Annotated in this window: 12 protein-coding genes; 7 read left to right on the top strand and 5 right to left on the bottom strand. The window is 65.2% G+C overall.

What is annotated here, in order from left to right:
* Positions 1 to 57: 57 nt before the first annotated feature.
* On the bottom strand, positions 58 to 1,113 hold the full coding sequence (locus tag AC56QP_RS26525; protein ID WP_489862783.1) for a CapA family protein: 1,056 nt from the start codon (positions 1,111 to 1,113) through the stop codon (positions 58 to 60).
* A gap of 205 nt (positions 1,114 to 1,318) precedes the next feature.
* On the opposite strand from AC56QP_RS26525, the gene AC56QP_RS26520 reads away from it, so the two are divergent.
* Together AC56QP_RS26520 and AC56QP_RS26515 are read left to right on the top strand one after the other, a co-directional pair.
* Positions 1,319 to 3,895, top strand: coding sequence for a caspase family protein (locus AC56QP_RS26520; protein WP_489862784.1), 2,577 nt, complete (start codon positions 1,319 to 1,321; stop codon positions 3,893 to 3,895).
* Positions 3,896 to 3,955: 60 nt separating this feature from the next.
* On the top strand, positions 3,956 to 5,212 hold the full coding sequence (locus AC56QP_RS26515) for a hypothetical protein (protein WP_489862785.1): 1,257 nt from the start codon (positions 3,956 to 3,958) through the stop codon (positions 5,210 to 5,212).
* Positions 5,213 to 5,405: 193 nt separating this feature from the next.
* Here the strand turns inward: AC56QP_RS26515 and AC56QP_RS26510 are convergent, their stop codons facing one another.
* Positions 5,406 to 6,563, bottom strand: coding sequence for a clavaminate synthase family protein (locus tag AC56QP_RS26510; RefSeq protein WP_489862786.1), 1,158 nt, complete (start codon positions 6,561 to 6,563; stop codon positions 5,406 to 5,408).
* A 146-nt stretch (positions 6,564 to 6,709) separates the two neighbouring features.
* Here AC56QP_RS26510 and AC56QP_RS26505 point away from each other — a divergent pair, with 146 nt between their 5' ends.
* The gene (locus tag AC56QP_RS26505; RefSeq protein WP_489862787.1) at positions 6,710 to 7,639 is read left to right on the top strand and encodes a LysR substrate-binding domain-containing protein; all 930 of its coding nucleotides are present in this window, start codon (positions 6,710 to 6,712) and stop codon (positions 7,637 to 7,639) included.
* A 12-nt stretch (positions 7,640 to 7,651) separates the two neighbouring features.
* Here AC56QP_RS26505 and AC56QP_RS26500 read toward each other — a convergent pair whose 3' ends face one another.
* From AC56QP_RS26500 to AC56QP_RS26490, 3 genes are read right to left on the bottom strand one after another with little or no spacing between them, the layout of a single operon-like run.
* The gene (locus tag AC56QP_RS26500) at positions 7,652 to 8,584 is read right to left on the bottom strand and encodes a hypothetical protein (protein WP_489862788.1); all 933 of its coding nucleotides are present in this window, start codon (positions 8,582 to 8,584) and stop codon (positions 7,652 to 7,654) included.
* On the bottom strand, positions 8,584 to 11,307 hold the full coding sequence (locus AC56QP_RS26495; protein WP_489862789.1) for a spermidine synthase family protein: 2,724 nt from the start codon (positions 11,305 to 11,307) through the stop codon (positions 8,584 to 8,586). Before AC56QP_RS26495 ends, AC56QP_RS26500 begins: the two co-directional genes overlap by 1 nt.
* Before the next feature lie 52 nt (positions 11,308 to 11,359).
* Positions 11,360 to 12,229, bottom strand: a complete 870-nt coding sequence (locus AC56QP_RS26490) for a protein-L-isoaspartate O-methyltransferase family protein (RefSeq protein WP_489862790.1) — start codon at positions 12,227 to 12,229, stop codon at positions 11,360 to 11,362.
* A 113-nt stretch (positions 12,230 to 12,342) separates the two neighbouring features.
* Between AC56QP_RS26490 and AC56QP_RS26485 the strand changes: the two genes are divergently transcribed.
* The 4 genes from AC56QP_RS26485 to AC56QP_RS26470 all read left to right on the top strand — a co-directional run bounded on the left by AC56QP_RS26485 (position 12,343) and on the right by AC56QP_RS26470 (position 18,678).
* Complete coding sequence (locus AC56QP_RS26485; protein ID WP_489862791.1) at positions 12,343 to 12,597, top strand: hypothetical protein; 255 nt, start codon at positions 12,343 to 12,345, stop codon at positions 12,595 to 12,597.
* A 145-nt stretch (positions 12,598 to 12,742) separates the two neighbouring features.
* Positions 12,743 to 14,374 carry a DUF2778 domain-containing protein gene (locus AC56QP_RS26480; RefSeq protein WP_489862792.1) on the top strand — a complete coding sequence of 544 codons (1,632 nt, stop codon included), beginning with the start codon at positions 12,743 to 12,745 and terminating at the stop codon, positions 14,372 to 14,374.
* Positions 14,375 to 14,492: 118 nt separating this feature from the next.
* Complete coding sequence (uvrB, locus tag AC56QP_RS26475; RefSeq protein ID WP_497100982.1) at positions 14,493 to 17,600, top strand: excinuclease ABC subunit UvrB; 3,108 nt, start codon at positions 14,493 to 14,495, stop codon at positions 17,598 to 17,600.
* Positions 17,601 to 17,772: 172 nt separating this feature from the next.
* Positions 17,773 to 18,678 carry a DMT family transporter gene (locus AC56QP_RS26470; protein ID WP_489862794.1) on the top strand — a complete coding sequence of 302 codons (906 nt, stop codon included), beginning with the start codon at positions 17,773 to 17,775 and terminating at the stop codon, positions 18,676 to 18,678.
* Positions 18,679 to 18,789 lie beyond the last annotated feature (111 nt).

The following is an 18,789-nucleotide window of genomic DNA, read 5'->3' as shown; positions in this document are numbered from 1 at the left end:
CCGCAAGCCTGCCTGTGCCGGCGCATGATAGTCGCTTTTGCGGAGGCCGCCAGACGGTTAGACGGTGTCCTCTTCCGTTGCGAGAGAAGGAAAAATCGCCCTCAGCCGACCTTCGACCCTGCCGCGCATTCGACCCTCCAGCGCCTCCACCGGCACCAGCCGCTCATGATCACCGGCCCGCAGCCGCATGAACGGATGCAGGCGGTAAGACGCGATGGCACCGCGCGTGCCGGTATCGGCACTGACATCGACGACGAGGATGCCTCCAATGCGTCCGGGCCATGGCTGGCGGGAAAAGGCGGTGCCGAGGAAATCGCCAAGCCCATAAGCGACGATCGTCTCGTCGATCCGTTCCACCGGCTGCACGACATGGGCATGATGACCGGCGATCAGCCCGACGCCCTGCCTGGCCAGCCGCCTGGCCAGCGCCCGCGTTTCCACGCGCGGAAAATGCCGGAACTCCCAGTCCCAATGCGGCACCGCACAGGTGAGATCGAAACCGGCATCGCGCGGCCAGCGCGCCGGATCGCCGTCCATCGACACGCGGCCGGCAAACAGGTCAGCATCGGCGTTGCGCCACAGCGTGAAGGCGGCGAAGCCCAGTGTCAGCGGTCCGACTTTGACAGGCACCGGAGCATCGGCGGCCAAGCCGATCGTGCGGATGCCGAGCCGCTTCAGTGCCGCCACCGTCTCGTCGAAACCGGCGACGCCCTGGTCGAACACATGATTATTGGCCAGCGACAGCACGAGCCTGTCATGCGGGATGCCAACCACGGCAAGCGCCTCATCAAGAAAACGCTCGGTCATGGCATGATGCGTGCCGAGCTTCGTCCCCAGCACCGCATTCGGTCTGTCCACGATCGGGCTTTCACAATTGCCTATCACCAGGTCCGCTGCGCCGAGCAGTGCCTTGATCACCGGATCGCAGTCCGGCGCACCGCGATTGGCCACCGACGAGATGTCGCCGACGAAGGCAAGCCGCACCGTCCGCGTCGGCGGTGGCGCTATCATCGTTGCGGCTACCGGCGCGAATTCTCTGACGTCACCGCCGAGCGACGGCTTCAGGAAACGCGGCAGCCAGAACAGTTTGTAGGAAAGCGGATAGTTCGACACGCGACGCCCAATCGTTTGCCCTGTGTAGACCGTCCGCCGGGCCGGTTGAAGCGCATCCGGCAACAATCAAGTGGCTTGACCATGGCGTCGTCGCAACCGTTTTGCCGCCAGACATTCACCGCGCCGCCGCGACTGCGCCATTGAGCCGCCACGGTCAGCGCATTAGCATGGGCCGGGTTTGGATCTTTCGGGCGGAAAGATGGGGATGGTCGGCCGGCATTGCGGGACCAGGTTCGCGGCGTTGCTGCTGGCCCTTTGCCTCGCCTTGTTTTTCAACGCGCCTTCCGTCTGGGCCGACGATGCAAAGCCGATGCGCGGCGTGGCGCTGGTCATCGGCGAATCCCGCTACGATTATCTGACCACCCTGCCCAACCCCGCCAACGACGCCCGCGCGGTTGACCGCCTGCTCGGTGAACTCGGCTTCGATGTCACCTCCGTCACCGATGGCGACAAGACCAGGCTCGACCGCAGCCTGCAACGTTTCGTCGAGGACGCTGCCGGCGCCGATGTGGCGCTGCTCTACTATTCGGGACATGGCATCGAGGCCGGCGGCGAGAACTATCTGGTGCCGGTCGGTGCCGACCCATCCTCGCTCGCCGATGCCGGCAAGCACCTCGTTCCGCTATCGGGCCTGCTGGCCGAGCTGAAGGCCAGGGTTCCCGTCGCCATCGTGTTGCTGGACGCCTGCCGCACCAATCCGTTCCCCACCGGGGCGACCATCGTCACCGCCTCCGGTCCTGCACCCGTCGCCGCCGCCGGGCTGGACCTGACGCGCGGAGCCGCCCCTCTCGCCGATGCCGCCGACGGGCCGCAAAGCCTGGGCGAGGTGATCGGCTTTGCCGCCGAGCCCGGCCACGCCGCGCTCGATGGCGATGCCGGCGGCAACAGCCCCTATGCCGCCGCGCTGCTGAAGCACCTCGCCGCTGGCGGTTTTGCCTTCGGCGACGTCATGACGATGGTGGCCGAGGAGGTTTATGTGCAGACCGGCGGGCGCCAGCGGCCATGGACCAATGCCAGCCTGCGCCGGCTGCTTTATTTCGGCCTGTCGCCGGAACAGGCGGCCGGTGACGACGCCGCGATCCGCGGCGAGCATCGCAAGCTGCTGCTGACCATCGCCAAGACGCCCGCCGACACGCGCCGCCTTGTCGAGGCCGCCGCCAATTCGGAAGCCGTGCCGCTCGGAACGCTCTACGGCCTGCTCGCCGCGCTTGGCACCGATGTGCCCAGCGACCCGCGCGAACTGGACCGGCTGCTGCGAGGCCAGACCGAACATCTCAAGACCATCATTGCGGAAAGGCAGGCGCTGAAGAGCACGGATGTAGACATCGTCCGCCTGTCGGATCTCGCCGAAAAGGCGCTGGCCGACGGCGCGGTGACAGCGGCGATCCAGTTCCAGCAACAGGCCAAGGCGCGTGTCGCGCGACTGTCCAAAACCGTCGATCGGGCCGAGGCCGACGTGAAGGCCAGGCGGATCGAATTCGCCGAAGTCTACAGCCGCAGCGGCGATACCTATTTCCTCGCCTTCCAGCAGATGAAGGCGGCCGACGACTACCGCAAGGCGTTCGAGCAGGTGAAGAAATGGGACGCTGGCCTCGCCTGGCATTATAAGCTGGCTGAAGCCAATGCCATCCGCGCCTACGGCACGTTTCGCGGCGACAACAAGGCTCTGCAGGCCTCGATGCGAACATTTGCCGAAGCGGCCAAGCTGCTTCCCCAGGATCGCCTGACACCTCAACTGATAATGACCCAGAACGATTTCGGCCTGGCGATGTATATGTATGGGCAGCGCCAGAGCGACTCCGCGTCGCTGGAGCAGGCGGTCGGCATCTTCTCCGGCATCGTCTCCAGCGGGATCAAGCAGGTCGATCCTTCGCTGTGGGCGGAGGCTCAGTCCAATCTTGGAACGGCGCTGATAATGCTCGGGATGCGCAAGAGCGGCCCGGAGCAATATCAGCAGGCGGCGACTGCCTTCGCCGCCGCCCGGCAGGCGATTTCGCGACAGGAGCAACCCGTCAAATGGGCATTGGCGCGCAAGGGCGAAGCCGACGCCATCGCCTGGATCGGCCTGCGCGGCAACCAGCCGGACCGATTGCACGAAGCCGTCGATGCCTATGAGGATGTGCTGAAGACGCTGACCCGCGACCTCGACCCCCTGTCCTGGGCCGCCGCGCAGGATGGCTTGGGCAGCGCGCTATGGGCAATCGGCGACCGGCTCGACGGCAGCGACCTGCTGCAACAGGCAGTGGATGCCTACAATGCCGCGCTTAGTGAAAACACCCGCGAGCGCGTGCCGCTGCTGTGGGCGACGGAACAGAACAACCTGGCCAACGCCATGTTGTCCATCGGCCAGCGCGAGCAAGGCACGCAGAGCCTTACGCTGGCGGCCAATGCCTACCGCAACGCTCTTGAGGAATGGACGCGCGAGCGCGAGCCGTTCAGTTGGGCGACCGCGCACAACAATCTTGCCCGCGCCCTCGTCTTGACCGGTGAGCGGACGGGCGATGACGCGACCATCCGGGCCGGTCTTGCCTCCTATGACGAAGCCTTGAAAGAGTGGACGAAAGAGAGCGCGCCGCTGCAATGGGCGTCCTTGCAAGGCGGGGTCGGCGCCGGGCTGCTTGTCCTCGGTCGCAAGAACGGCGATGCCAGGCTGCTCGGGGATGCCAGGCAGCGGATGCAACTGGCCTGGTCGTTCTGCCACGACGCCGGCTATCCCCAATATGACGGCTACTTCCAGGCGCAGATGGCCGAAATCGACAAGGCGCTGGCGGCGCTGAAGTGACGGGCGCGCGTTACCGGCTGTGTTTATGATCGCGCTGGAACGGCAAAACGGAGGACCACGATGAACCGACTTTCGAGCCTGCTGGCATCCGCCTTCATTCTGCTCGTGCCATTGTCTTCGGTCCGTGCGGCAATGCCCGAAGCGGCGACCGCGCTGTTCGAGGCGAAGACCGTGGCCGCGCGCGACAGCGCCCTGTCGACGCTGGAGGCCGCCGGGCCCAAGGATCCGGCATCAGCCTATGCGGCCGGCGCCGGTGAATTCTTCACCGCGCTGGAGATCCTGGCCAGCGGCCTGCACCGTCATGGTTTCGAGAGCCCGCAATCCTTCATGCTGCCGCTGATGCGGCTGCCGGTGCCTGACAATCCCAACCCCGAGCCGCTGACCTACGAGCAGTTCCGCGCCATTCTGGCCGCCTTTCGCGACCGGCTGGAAAAATCTGCCGCGACGCTGGGTTCTGTGCCCGCCGATGCCGATATCGGCATGGTCATCGACCTTACCCATGTCGGCATCGACCTCAACGAGGACGGCACGATCGCGCCGGATGAAAGCATGGCCGCCGTCATGGCCTCGCTGTCGCGCGGCGGCAGCGCGCTGGACGACACAGCACCGGCGCTGACCTTCCGCTTCGACCGCGCCGATGGTTTCTGGCTGCAGGGCTATGCCGAGTTCCTGATGGCGCAGGCCGATTTCTGGCTGGCGCATGATTTCAAAAACACTTTCGACGGCTCGTTCCACATGCTGTTCCCGCGCGCCAAGCTGCCGTTGCAGGACATTCTCGTGCCCCCGCCAAGCGAGATGGGCTCGAGCATCTTCTCCTCGGAATGGCGCATCGCCGATTTCATCTCGATGGTGCACATGATCAACTGGCCGGTGGTCGAGCCGGAACGCCGGCAAGCGGCGCGCCGCGAACTGCTCGAAATGATCCGGCTGTCGCGCGAGGACTGGAAAGCGATCCGCGCCGAGACCGACAATGACCGCGAATGGCTGCCCGGACCACAGCAGAAGGGCGAAAACCGGCTCACCGGCCTCGAAGTCGGCGAGGAGCAGGTCGCGGCCTGGCTCGCCACCTTGACGATGGCGGAAGATCTGCTCGAAGGCCGCGTGCTGCTGCCGCATTTCCGCATCACCGGCAAGGGCATCAACATGAAGCGCTTCTTCGACGAGCCAAAGCCCTTCGACCTGGTGCTGTCGATCACCGGCCCGGGGATCGCGCCCTACCTCGAAAGCGGCAAGATCCTGACCAGCGACGATTTCGACCAGATCCAGCGTCAGTTTGGCGGCGGTGGTTTCCTGACGTTTGCGCTTTGGTTCAACTAAAGCCCAGCAGAACTTGGGTTCCTCGCCCCCGCAAAGCGGGGGAGAGATGGCCGCGAAGCGGTCGGAGAGGGGGCTGCGGCGCCGGCAAGTTTGCTCTGATATTCAACGCCGCGCCGCCACCTCTCCGTCTCGGCTTCGCCGAGCCACCTCTCCCCCACCTACGTGGGGGCGAGGAACCCCATCCTGTGAGCCCTCAGAAAATCGCCCCTTGATAGAGCACCGCCTCCGCCTCCTCCGGTGCAAACCGACGCGCCAGCGTGCGAAACGCGCTGTGCACCCCGTCGCGGTCGATGTTGCAGCTTCTGAGATGACGCACCGCCAGCGTCGGATCGAAGGCGCTGCGGCCGTGCAGGACGCGCTGGTTGTCGAAGACCAGCACTTCGCCCGGCCGCAGCTGATGCTGGAACTGGTTTTGCGGATCGCAGATCAGACGCGTCAGTTCGGCCAATGCCTCGATCAACCCATCGATCCGATCCAATGGCGCGGTCTGCGGTGCCAGGCAGCGGTCATTGTAACGGATGCCGGTGACGGCCCCGCTGGTATCGAGGCTGATGACATGCGCCTCGGCGCTGAAGAACACCTCGCCGGCATGCTCGCGGTGGAAGGTGACGCCGTGCCGCGACAACAGGTCGAACAGCTCCGGCGTGCGCGCTCGCATCAGTTCGGCGACATGGAAGCCGTCGACCATCAGCGAGGTGCCGCCGGTGCCGGCACCCGTGCGGATGGCGTGAAAGAAGATGAACCCCGGCGGCGAGTAGCGGAACGGCTCATCCGTATGCGGGATCTGCGCCCGCGCAGTTTCGCCCGCCACCCGGGCATCCGGCCGCGAAATCAGGTCGAACACCTTGCCATAGCTGGTCTCGCGGATCGGCCCATAGCGGCTGGCGACCCGCGCCGTTGCTTCAGTCTCGGCCGGAACGCCCGTTAGCATGGCAATGCCGTGATCGCGCAGCGCCCGCAGCGAATGGAACAGCGCTTCGTCATCCGCGACCACCGCATCGAAAGCGAAACGACCGAGCCGCGCTGACAGGTCGCTGTTCCACAGTTGCGGCTGGAACCGCGACGTGCCGGCGCCGCCGGCATGAGCAGCCAGGAAATCCGAACCGTAGCGCGAGACATGGCCGTCGTCCCAGGCGACGCTCACCTCGCTTGCCGAGACGTCGATTGAGGTGGCTCGGACTCCGGCAAGAATATCAGCCGGCGTCAGCCACCTCTTGCCGGAGGCGGTGTCGCCGCACTCCTCGCATTCGCAAGCGAGCCGCAGCCACCGCGTCGAAAGCCGGCCTGGCCGTCCGTCCGCCAGCTCGACGGCGATGCGCTGACCCTCGCCGCGCATGGCGCGAATTGGCATGCTCGAAGTTGAATGGCTTGATGGATGCTTTGGTGTGTCGAGCATTGTGGCGACCTCTTGCGATTGAATTTCTTCAACAAGCCTATGTCTGTGAAAATAAGGGTTCAAACGAGTTCCCTTCGCCAGGTTTTGAGCTAACCTCAATCATGACGACGCTCCGGGACCTTCCACTATCCGCCTTGCGGGCGCTACTCGCCGCCGCCAGGGCTGGCAGCCTGACGCGTGCAGCGGAGGAACTGGGCGTGACGCCAGGCGCCATCGGCCACCAGATCCGGCAGTTGGAGGACAGGCTTGGTGTCAAGCTGGTGCGGCGCGAAGGCAACGGCATCGCCCTGACCCGCGCCGCCGAGGCCGCCCTGCCCGACATCGACCGTGGCTTCGACGCGCTGGCTTCCGGCATGCGACGGCTGCGCTTCGAGCGACGAGCCGAGACCTTCACCATCTCGGCCGATCCGTCCTTCGCCTCACTGTGGCTGGCGCCGCGGCTCAACAGGGTGCGGGGAGTTCTGGCGAAGCTCGACGTCCGCATCGTCGCCTCCCTCGCGCTCGACGCCATGCTGGAGGAAGGCGTCGACCTCGCCATCAGCTACCGCAAGGGCGCGGCACCGGATATCGCATCGCTCGACCTGTTCACCGAACGGGTGATCCCGGCCTGCGCGCCCGCGTTGGTTCGCGGCCATGGCAGGCCGGATTCAGCCGAAGTGCTCGACAAGATGCCGCTGCTGCACATCGACCCGACCATGGGCGACGACGTCTACCCGGCATGGCGCGACTGGTTCGCGGCCGCCGACCGACAGTCGAAAGCCATTGAGCAAGGCCCGCGTTTCGGTCTGACGATCGTCGCCGCACAAGCGGCGATTGCCGGCATGGGCGCCCTGCTGGCAAGCGAACTGGTGCTGCGGCGTCATCTCGACCCTGGCCACTTGGTGGAGATCGCCCGCGATGTACCGGCGCTGACGATCAAGCGCCGCCTCGTCTGGCCCGAACATGGTCCGAAGGCACGCCGCGCCGCCGCTGTCGCCGCAGAACTGGCAGCGATTGCCGACATCCGCATCGATGGCGCCCTGCCTGCGTGAATGCGACTGTGATTAGCGGGAAAACCCGTGCAGGCGGGCCAGCAGCCATTGCAGCGGGTTACCAACGAAAGCGCGGGTAACGAAGCTGTCGTGGGCTGCATCCGAAGCGAGGAAGGCGACGGTGCCGGCTTCGAGCCGGCGCGGCGGATCCGTCCTGGCGTCGATGCCCTGCCCTGCCAGCAACTGCCGGATCTGCGCATTGCCGGAGGCCGAGGACTGGCCATAGGCGCTGACGAAGAAGCTCTTCCTGTGGCGCGCGATCCAGGTGGCGAAAATGTCCGCCTCGTCGAACACCGCGTCGAGCAGGATGACGCCGAGCAGGCGGCCGCCGATGTCGCCGTTCTTCAGCACGGAGGCGGAAGGATTGTAGCCGCCGCTATAGGCGACCAGCACCACCGGCATGGCGTCGAATTTCGCCGCCTTGGCGCCGGTCAGCTTGCCCAGGCCTTGGGCCGCCTCGGTCATGAACCTGGCAAAGACGCCCGGCGTCCAGAAATTGCCGGCGCTGGAATCCTGCGCGTTGCTGGCGAATTGCGGCGCCACCAGCACGGCGTTGAGGCCGGACGCCTCGACCTGCGCGACAACCCGCTGGCGCCCGACCACATCGCGCTGCAAGGTCGCGCCATTGCCGTGAAAGAACACCACGATGACCGCCGGCTTGGCCGGATCGAACCCTTTCGGCACCGCCAGCAGCGTGCTTCGGTCGGAATAGGTCTCGTCTTCCCAGTAGATGCCGCCGCGCGGCGAGGTGTGGCCGTGCCGGCCGTTGGCCGTCACGTCGAGAAAAGGCCCGGAACCGTCGGGCAGCCTTCCCCGGTAGGGGAATGGCGATGTCTTGAACGGCACGATCGTCGATATGGCCTTGCGCAAGCGCGCCGCTTGGCTCGCCGCCGGGAAGGTTGCGGCGGCCAGCAGTCCGGCGATGATGGCGCGCCGGTCGGGCATCAGGCCATCACCAATCGGATGGACGGCGCCCTCGACGGCAGCAGCACCGCGAAGAAAGCCGGGATGGCGATGAGATAGGCGATCGCCGCCCATTGCAGCACGGCGCTGAGGCCGAAACTGGTGGCGACGATCGGCACCGCGGCCGAGCCGATCACCGAGAAGCAGCCATTGATGCCCCAGGCCCAGACGAACAAATGCTCCTTGCCGAGCCGCGCCAGCCAGGTCATGGCGGTGGCCATCGGCATGCCCATCAGGAAGGCCGGCGGCGACACCAGCAGGAAGCAGAGCAGCAGCCGCACGGCATAGGGATAGGCGCCGATCCAGTCGAGCACCGGCGACAGATAGAAGCCGTAGGCCAGCAGCAGCACGCAGATCGCCAGCAACAAGACAGGCAGAAGCGTTCTGGCGCGGTCGAAGATACGTTCGGCGAACAGGCTGCCCAGACCGGAAAACACCAGCATCGACGAGATCAGCACCGAGGCCGACACGGTCGGATTGGCGAGCGCCACGGTGAAGCGGCTGATCAGCCCGACCTCGACCATGATGTAGCCAAGGCCGAGACAGGCGAAATAGAGAATGGTGCCGAGCTTGCCGCGCGAGCGCGAGAAGACGATGCGCCAGCCGAAAATGACCGGCAGCAGCACCAGCGACGCCGCCGTGATGCAGGCAATGCCGAGCGTCGCCCAGATCAGCAGATAGCCCCAGTCGTCCTGGAACAGGTCGAGCCTGTCCAGCGTCCTAGGCAGGTCGGCGACCTTCACATAGGCGGCGAAATAGGGCTGGTCGTTGCTCAGCGCCCGCGCGTCGAAGACATAGTCGCTAGCGAGCTTTTCCCAGCCGCCGGTCAAAAGCGCGTGCCAGGCCATGCGCTGCAGCGCGGTCGCCGGCAGCACGTCCGGCCCGGCATCGCCGCCAGCGTTGGCGCAGGCATCGAGTGTTGGGTCGGCCGGCGCCGTCGGGTCGCAGTCGGGATTCCCAGGCGCTGAAGCGCCTGCCGGCGCGGTCGGATCGGCCGGAGCGGTGGCATCGGCGGCGGGCTGGGTGAGCGTCGCATCCTCGCCGCTGCCGAAGATCGAGGCGCGATAATCGTCGAGCACCTTTTGCGCCGTCGAGCCGTCATATGGCATGCCGGGATAGTAGACTTCCTCCCACGACATCGACTTGGTGTAGTCGCGCAGGGTCTTGATTTCCGCCTCGGTGAAGCCGCCGCGCTTGAACAGCACGGTCGTTGTCGACAGATAGCTCGACACGGCGAAGATGTCGTTGGCCGCCCCCTTCGGATCGAACGTCCTGGCCGCCTCGGCGATGGTCGAATAGAGCTTCAGCACCGATTTCGGTGGCTCTTCCTTGTTCCACAAGGTCAACGACAGCACACCGCCATCGGCGAGCGCGCGCATGTAGCTCAGCATCGCCTCATGCGTGTAGGCGTATTTCTCCGAGATGGCGAAGCCGCCCGGATTGGACAGGCCGACACTGTCGGCGAGGCTGAGATCGATGACGTCGTAGCGCTCTGTCGTGTTGGCGAGGAACAGGCGCCCATCATAATCGATCACCTTGAGCCGCGGTTCGGCCAGGATATCGCCGGTGACGTCCTTCAGCACCGGGTCGCGGAACGCCCGTAATGTCATCGGGTTGCTCTCGGCGACGGTGACCGAGGTCGAGCCGGCATTGAGCGCGGCTTGCGTGGAGATACCGCCGCCGAACTGCACGACAAAGGTCTTCGGCTTCGCCTTGATGACATAGGGGTAGTGCATCGGCAGATAGCGGAAATAGACCTGCTCGGCCGGCGCCAGGTTGCGCATGATGCCTTCCGGCCCGTCGCCGTCGCGATATAGGCCGACATAGGTGTTGGCCGGAACTTCGGGCATGCCGAAGGCGGCGTTGTCGCTCAGGCCCGGCGCGAAATGCATGTAGGAACTGGCATAGACCTGCAGGTCGCCGAACGGAGAGACGTTGCGGTAGATGCGCTTGCCATCCGGGAAGTTGCGGGCATAGGCGACGCCCTTGTACTGCGATACCGCGATGTCGGGGATGCCGAGCAGGCCGGGCAGCATGAGGTAGCCGGCGATCGACAGCGCCGCCACGACCACGCCGGCGACAACACTTTTCCAGGCGCCAAAAGCGAGGAACCACAGGATCGAGCCGGCCGCCCACAAAAGCAGCGGCACGACGATGATGGTCTCCGGCGCGAACAGATACATCGACACCAGCACGACGAGGCCGGCGAGCCCCGAGCCGGTGAGATCGGCGAAATAGACGCGGCCGAAGGCGGTGCGGCTTTTCAGGAAGACGATGCCGAGGAAGAACGCTCCGGCCAGGAACGGCAGCAGATAGAGCAGGAAATTGGCCAGCAGCCGCCATTTCTGCTCGGGGTCAGAGACCAGGAAGATGGCGTTGAACGGCACCGTCTGGGCAACGAGGTTGGCAGCGACGGCAAGCGGACCGGTCAGCAGCAGGGCCGATGTGGCCGCCCCTTGCCAGTGCCGGTCGAACCAGTCCTTGCCGGCAAAGATGACGACGCTGGACAGCGAGAAGCCGAGCATGGCGAGGCTCACCACCAGCGAGCCGAAATGCGACCAGCTGCCGACGGCGAACACCCGCATGACCGATATCTGCAGCGCGATGATGGCGCCGGCGATCAGCCCAACCGCGAGGTAGTGCGCGAGCCGCGGCGCCTCCAGCGAGGCGATGCTTGGTCGTGAGGTCGATACGACAGCCGTCATTCAGGCCCCTTGATGCGGCGGTTGGCTCGGCAGGCTTGGACCGGGGGGCAACTCAAGCGTTGTGCGTGCCGACGATCTGGTCGCCTTCCAGCTTGGTGAAGGGCACGAAAGGCACCACCTTGCCATTGTAGATGTCCGAGCGGACGATGTTGAATGTGCCGTCGGCGAGTTGCTGCTTGATCACCTTGAGCACGTGCTGGGCGCCTGGCGGACCGACCGGAATGACCATGACGCCATTGGGCTTGAGCTGCTGCAACAGCGACGGCGGAATGTGGTCGATGCCGCAGGTGACGATGATCTTGTCGAACGGACCGACGCTTTCCCAGCCATAATAGCCGTCGGCATTGCGGCTGGTGACCGAGCCGAACTCGCTGTAGCCGCGCTCGATCAGCGCGTCATAGGTGCGGCGGGTGCGCTGCGCTAGCGGATTGATGATCTCGATCGTGTGCACCTTGTCGGTGAGATTGGCCAGGTAGGCCGACTGGTAGCCGGAGCCGGTGCCGATCTCGAGCACGGCTTCGCCAAGCTGCACGTCGATGGCCGTCGTCATGCGTCCGACCAGATGCGGACCTGATATCGTCACGCCATAGCCGATGTCGAGGAAAGCGTGGTCATAGGCGCGCGCCAGATTCTGCGGCAGCACGAACTCTTCGCGCGGTGTCAGCAGGAAGGCGCGCTTGTTGCGGTCGTCCAGCACATCCTTGTTGTAGACCATGATCTGGAAGCGATCGAATCGCTCGGCGAGAAACTTCGGATCCTCGCCGCGATGGGCCACCATCCAGTCGATGAACGCCTTCTTGTCGTTCACCGGCACCTCGGCGTTCCGGTCGTAGGGTACCGGCACGTTCGCCTTGACGGCGCCTGGAAGAAGGGAAAACGCCGCCGCACCCGCCGACAGCGCCAAGAAGTCCCGACGCTTCATGGAAAAGCCTCCGAAAGTGGCCTTTGCCACCCAAAACCAAGCACTTACCCCGATTGCACTGCCTCCCAAAACGAGTCAATGCCCGTCGAGAGGCTGCCGCCCGGACGGAGAAATTGTGGCAGGAGCGCAACAGTTTTGCCGATGCCAAGGCTTGTTCGGCGATACGCAACGGCGTGCGTCGTTGCAACACGACCGGCCGAAAAAGCCTTCTGCGTCAATTAGCAAGGGCTGTTTTGCTTGACTTGAACGGCAAAAACAGGCAGCAAAAAAGCCATTGGAAGGGCTGCAATACCGCGTTCATGGTCGTGGACAAGCCTTCTTCGGCACAAAGTCCGCGTCTCTTGTTGGTTTTGAGAGGGATTGGTTAACCAACTTTGTCCATATTTTGAAGCAATCGGCAACTAACGACAGACGCGGAAAACGCGTCGGGGACCACCTGGGATCACTCACAGAATGGTCGTCACGGCTATCACAGCCGCGGACGTGGGAGCCGGTTGGAGCAAGATTGGTCGCATGGCGTTCTTGAGTAGAACAATTGTCGGGGACGAGCGTTGGGACGGCGGGACCGCCTGTGACGCGCCGCGTTCCTCTTCCTTCAACCCGGAACGGATCGTCCGCTGGGTCGCGGTGCCCGGCGTCAGCGCTGCCGTTGGCTTGTGGCTGGTCGGCACCATGGTCGGCCTGAGTTCCGTCGGCGCCTCGCTGTCGGCGACGTCCGGCGGCCTGCCGCAGACACTGGCGATGCCGGGCTCGCTGGCGATGCCGAGCTCGCTTGCCCTCGCCGATCCTCTGAAGCAGCATTTCCTCACATCTTCGGCGCCGTTCGCACTGGCCAATGCCCATGGCGGCGCGCAGGCGCTGCACGACCATGCCGTGCAATGCGGCGCCAGCTGCTTCAAGCTGGCCCGGGTGAGCCCCCAGGCCGAAAAATCCGCGCGCCTTGTGGCGCAGGCGAAGCCGACGGTGGCAAAGTCGAAATCGCAAGAGCGTTTCGAACGCATTGAAGCGTCGCTGTCGCCGAGCCGGCTTGCCGCCGTCTTTGCCGATGCCGGAAAGCCTGCCGTCGCGGCCAACGCCCGTCCCGTGATTTCCAGCGTCGCGTCGCAAGTCGCCCAGGCGTCCCTGGTGCCGTCCGCCACTGTGGTGGCCAGCCTGGCGGATGACATTCCGGCTCCGGCGGCGGAACGCTTCGCCCGCGCCGATACCGGCTCCGTCGTCGTCCAGACCGCGCCGCAACCGATGGGCTTTGCCCAGTCGGAGACGCCGAGCGGCTCGCAACTGGCACTGGCTCTCGCCCAGTCGCTGCCGGTCGAAGACGAGGCGTTCGCCTCGCCCATGCCGATGGCCGAATCCCCGGCCGATGTCGCGGTCGCGCCTGTCGAAACCCTGCAGGAACAGCCCGGCGATGCCGCCTCCCTGTCCGACGCGCTGACCGACGACGTGCCGCTGCCGACCCGCCGCCCGCAATTCGAGGCCCCGCGACAGCCGACGGTCGTCCAGGAGCCCAAGGCCGCCGAACAGGTAAGGCCCGCGCAGCAGGGCAAGCCCATCCAGAATTCAAGGTCGGTCCAGCAGGCCAGCAAGCCGGCAAAACCGGCCCGCCAAGGCCGCCCGGCCGATGGCGGCGACGTGTTGGCCTATGCCAAGCCCGACGTTCCCGCCGGGGGCCTCGGCCAGGCGTTCAAGAACCTGTTCAATTCACCGAACGCCAGGACGGGGGCCGGCAACGGCGTTGCTGTCTACGACATCAGCGCCGGCATGGTGTACATGCCGGACGGCGAAAGGCTCGAGGCGCATTCCGGTATCGGCGCCATGACGGACCAGCCGCGCTATGTCGACCAGAAGAACCGTGGACCGACGCCGCCCAACACCTACAATCTGTCGCTGCGCGAGCAGCGCTTCCACGGTGTCGAGGCGTTGCGCCTAACCCCGGTCGATGGCCGCAACAAATACAATCGCGACGGCTTCCTGGCCCATACCTACCTGCTTCGCGGGCGCTATGGACAATCCAGCGGTTGCGTCGCCTTCAAGGACTATGCGCGCTTCCTCGCGGCCTACAAGAAGGGCAAGATCAAGCGCTTGGTCGTCGTGCCGCGCCTGAACGGGTCGCCGGTGCGGGTCGCATCCGCCGCCAGGGGCGTTTAAAGCCAACGCGCATCCGGCCTCAGGCTCCTGACAACCTGCTGTCAGGAGCCCTAGCGTCCTGGCCGCCCCTGTCGGATGCACTCTTTCCATTTTGGCCAAGACCTCCCATATTCGGGACATGGCCAAATCCTCCGATAAAAGAACGCCGCCGACGGCGAATGACGACCGCGCCGCGCCGAAGCGGCGCAGTCCGTTGACCGATTTCCTCGATGCCTCGGAGCCGCTGCACAGAGGCGGCTTCGCCGAAATGCCGCAACCCGAACTGTCGGGCACCCCGCTGAACGGTTCGATCGCGGATTGGGCCGAGCAGATCGAGCAAGAGGCCGAGAAGGAAGGACGCCTGACCGGCAAGGGCGACGGCGGCAAATCGCCGAAGCCATCGAAAAAGATCCCCGAGCGCTCGTCTTCGCCCGGCCGCACCGCACGCGGCACCTCGATGGGTGGCGCGGCGACAGCCAGGGAACGCACTGCGGCCGGCCTCAATCCGGTCGCCGGCCTCGACATCTCGCTGGAAGACGCCGAGACCATGGCCTCGGGCAGCGTCACCGCCACGGTGGCCGCGCTGTCGGCGCTGATCGAATCCGGCAATCCGCTGCACAAGGACGGCGTGCTGTGGACGCCGCACCGCCCTGCCCGGCCCGAAAAATCGGAAGGCGGCATCGCCATCAAGATGGTGTCGGACTTCGAGCCGGCCGGCGACCAGCCGACCGCCATCAAGGACCTTGTCGAGGGCGTCGACAACAACGACCGCACCCAGGTGCTGCTCGGCGTCACCGGCTCGGGCAAGACCTTCACCATGGCCAAGGTGATCGAGGAGACGCAGCGCCCGGCCCTGATCCTGGCGCCGAACAAGACGCTGGCCGCGCAGCTCTATTCCGAGTTCAAGAAATTCTTCCCGGAAAACGCCGTCGAGTATTTCGTCTCCTACTACGACTATTACCAGCCGGAAGCCTACGTCCCGCGCACCGACACCTTCATCGAGAAGGAATCGTCGATCAACGAGCAGATCGACCGCATGCGCCATTCGGCGACGCGTTCGCTGCTCGAACGCGACGACGTCATCATCGTCGCCTCGGTGTCCTGCATCTACGGTATCGGCTCGGTCGAGACCTATACGGCGATGACCTTCCAGATGCAGATCGGCGACCGGCTCGACCAGCGCGCTTTGCTCGCCGATCTCGTTGCCCAGCAATACAAGCGCCAGGACATCAATTTCGTCCGCGGCTCGTTCCGCGTGCGTGGCGACACGATCGAGATCTTTCCCGCCCACTTGGAAGATCGCGCCTGGCGCATCTCGATGTTCGGCGACGAGATCGAGCAGATCACCGAGTTCGATCCACTGACCGGCCAGAAGACCGGCGAGCTGAAAAGCGTCAAGATCTACGCCAACTCGCACTATGTGACGCCGCGCCCGACCCTCAACCAGGCGATCAAGTCGATCAAGGAAGAGCTCAAGCACCGGCTGGTCGAGCTTGAGCGCGCCGGCCGCCTGCTGGAGGCGCAACGTCTGGAGCAGCGCACTCGTTTCGACCTCGAGATGCTGGAAGCCACCGGCTCCTGCGCCGGCATCGAGAACTATTCGCGCTATCTGACCGGCCGCCAGCCAGGCGATCCGCCGCCGACGCTGTTTGAATACATTCCCGACAACGCGCTGGTCTTCATCGACGAGAGCCATGTCACCGTGCCGCAGATTGGCGGCATGTATCGCGGCGACTTCAGGCGCAAGGCGACGCTGGCCGAATATGGCTTCCGTCTGCCCTCCTGCATGGACAACCGGCCGCTGCGCTTCGAGGAATGGGACGCGATGCGCCCGCTCTCCGTCGCGGTGTCGGCGACGCCGGGCGGCTGGGAAATGGAGCAGGCCGGCGGCGTCTTCGCCGAGCAGGTCATCCGCCCGACCGGACTGATCGACCCGCCGGTCGAGGTGCGCCCGGCCAAGAGCCAGGTCGACGATGTCGTTGGCGAGATCCGCGAGACCACCAAGGCCGGCTACCGCACGCTGGTGACGGTGCTGACCAAGCGCATGGCCGAGGACCTCACCGAATACCTGCACGAACAGGGCGTGCGCGTGCGCTACATGCACTCCGACATCGACACGCTGGAGCGCATCGAGATCCTGCGCGACCTGCGCCTCGGCGCCTTCGATGTGCTGGTCGGCATCAACCTGCTGCGCGAGGGCCTCGACATTCCCGAATGCGGCTTCGTCGCCATTCTCGACGCCGACAAGGAAGGGTTTTTGCGCTCGGAAACCTCGCTGATCCAGACCATCGGCCGCGCCGCGCGCAACGTAGACGGCAAGGTCATCCTCTATGCCGACCAGATCACCGGCTCGATGGAACGGGCGATGGCCGAGACCAGCCGCCGCCGCGAGAAGCAGATGGAGTGGAACGCGGCCAACGGCATCACGCCGGAATCGGTGAAGTCGCGCATCTCCGACATTCTCGACTCGGTGTACGAGAAGGACCATGTCCGCGCCGACATCTCGCAGTTCACCGACAGTGCCGGCGCCATGATGGGCAACAATCTCAAGGCTCATCTCGACGCCATGGAGAAACAGATGCGCGACGCCGCCGCCAATCTCGACTTCGAGAAGGCAGCCCGCATCCGCGACGAGATCAAGCGGCTTCGCGAGATGGAACTGTCCATTTCCGAAGACCCGCTGGCCAAATATGCCGACATGGAAAGCCCGGTCTCGGGCCGCGAAAAGGGCAAGCACAACAAGGGCGTGGCCAAACATCGTACGGTCGAGGAACAGGAGCGTTTCCGCAAGCTCGACGAGGCACGTGCCGCCGAAGAGGCGGCCAGGACTGCCCGGTCCAACCTCTTCCGCAAGCCCTCGCTCGACGCCATGGGCCCCGGCACCGACATGCCGACACCCGCCGGCGCGGTGTCGCGCTCGTTGTTCAAGAAACAGTCGGCTGACGAAGCGCACGGCTCCGACTTTGGCATTCCCGGCGAGCCGGTCAAACCGCTGTTCAAGAAGAACTCGCTCGACGAGATGACAGTGAGGCGGACGGAAAAACCGGTTGAGGGGAAAGTACCGGCCAAGCCACAGCCAATCTCCCCTCGTGTGGGGGCCGGCAAGGCAGAGGGGGGCACGAAGGAACACGGCGATCACAACAAGCCCGTCGTCCGCCAGCGTACCGGCATCGGCTCCTACGAGGATCCCGGCGACGCGCGCCGTGAAAAGCGCCGGCCAGGCAAGACCGGCAGGCCAGGACGGTAGCGATCCTTCGCCCCCTCTGTCCCTCCAACATAAAGCTCTTCTTCGACCAACTTCGCCGGCAACTCGCTCCTGGACTATGCCCCCGTCCTTGCCAGCCGCCGGTGGAATCTATACGGGCCTTGCAATCCTGCCCTTCCGCTCCGGAAACAAACCACCCGCCAGCCGCCCGTTCATGAAACCCAAGGACATCGCCGCCTACATCTTCCTCGCCGTCACCTGGGGCCTGTCGTTCCTGGTGCTGCTCAAGGTGGTGCATGCCTTTGGCTGGATCGGCGCGGTCACCTTGCGTTCGCTGATTGCCGGCATCACGCTTCTGCTGCTTGCAGCGGCGACGCGGCGCCGGCTGGATTTCAGCGCCGGCTGGCGGCACTTCGCGGCGGTCGGCGCGACGACCGTCGCGGCACAGCTGATCGGTTTGTCCTACGCCACGCCGCGCATCGGCACGGCAATGGCGGCGATCCTCGTTGCCGCGATCCCGCTGTTCTCGATGATCATCGGTCAGTTGTGGGGGCTTGAGCGCATCACCGTTCGCGGGCTGGCCGGGCTGCTGCTCGGCGCCGCCGGCATCATCATTCTGGTCGGCTTCCCCGCCGTGCCCGTCACGGCGTCCTTCGCGCTTGGCTGCGCCGCCTCTCTGTTCAGTTCCTTCTCGGCCGCGTTCGGCAGCAACTATGCCAACCGCCATCTGCGCGCGGTCGGGTCGCTCGAACTCACCAGCGCCGCCTTCCTGTTCGGTGGGCTGATGACGCTGCCGCTGCTTCTGGCGGTGCCGGTGCCGGCGATGCCGCGCGCCGTCGACTTCCTTTATCTCGCCATTCTCGCCTGCGTGATGAGCGCGATGACCTATGTCGTTTATTTCCGGCTGGTTGCCAGCATCGGCGCCACCAGGACGATCAGTGTCGAGTTTGCCGTGACCGTCATCGCGGTGCTGGTCGGCACGGCTCTTCTGGGCGAGTCTCTGACCATCATCCAGGCCTTCGGCGCGGTGGCGATCATCGGCGGCTGCTTGCTGGTGCTGGACCCGTTCCCGCGCCAGGTGAAAGCAGTAGCCTTGCCATCGGGCGCGCCCTCGGTGTAGTCATCTCCACACTCGAACGTCTTGAAAGGAGGGCTCACGTGTTCACGTTTCATCGTCACCATCGTCAGCGTGGCCCGATTTCTGCCCTGCGAGCTAGCTTGCAGGGCTGAC

It is taken from the genome of Mesorhizobium sp. RCAM 05104 (genome assembly GCF_059683645.1).
Note: the sequence above shows the minus strand (reverse complement) of the source record. Positions and strands in the feature narration are given on the sequence as shown.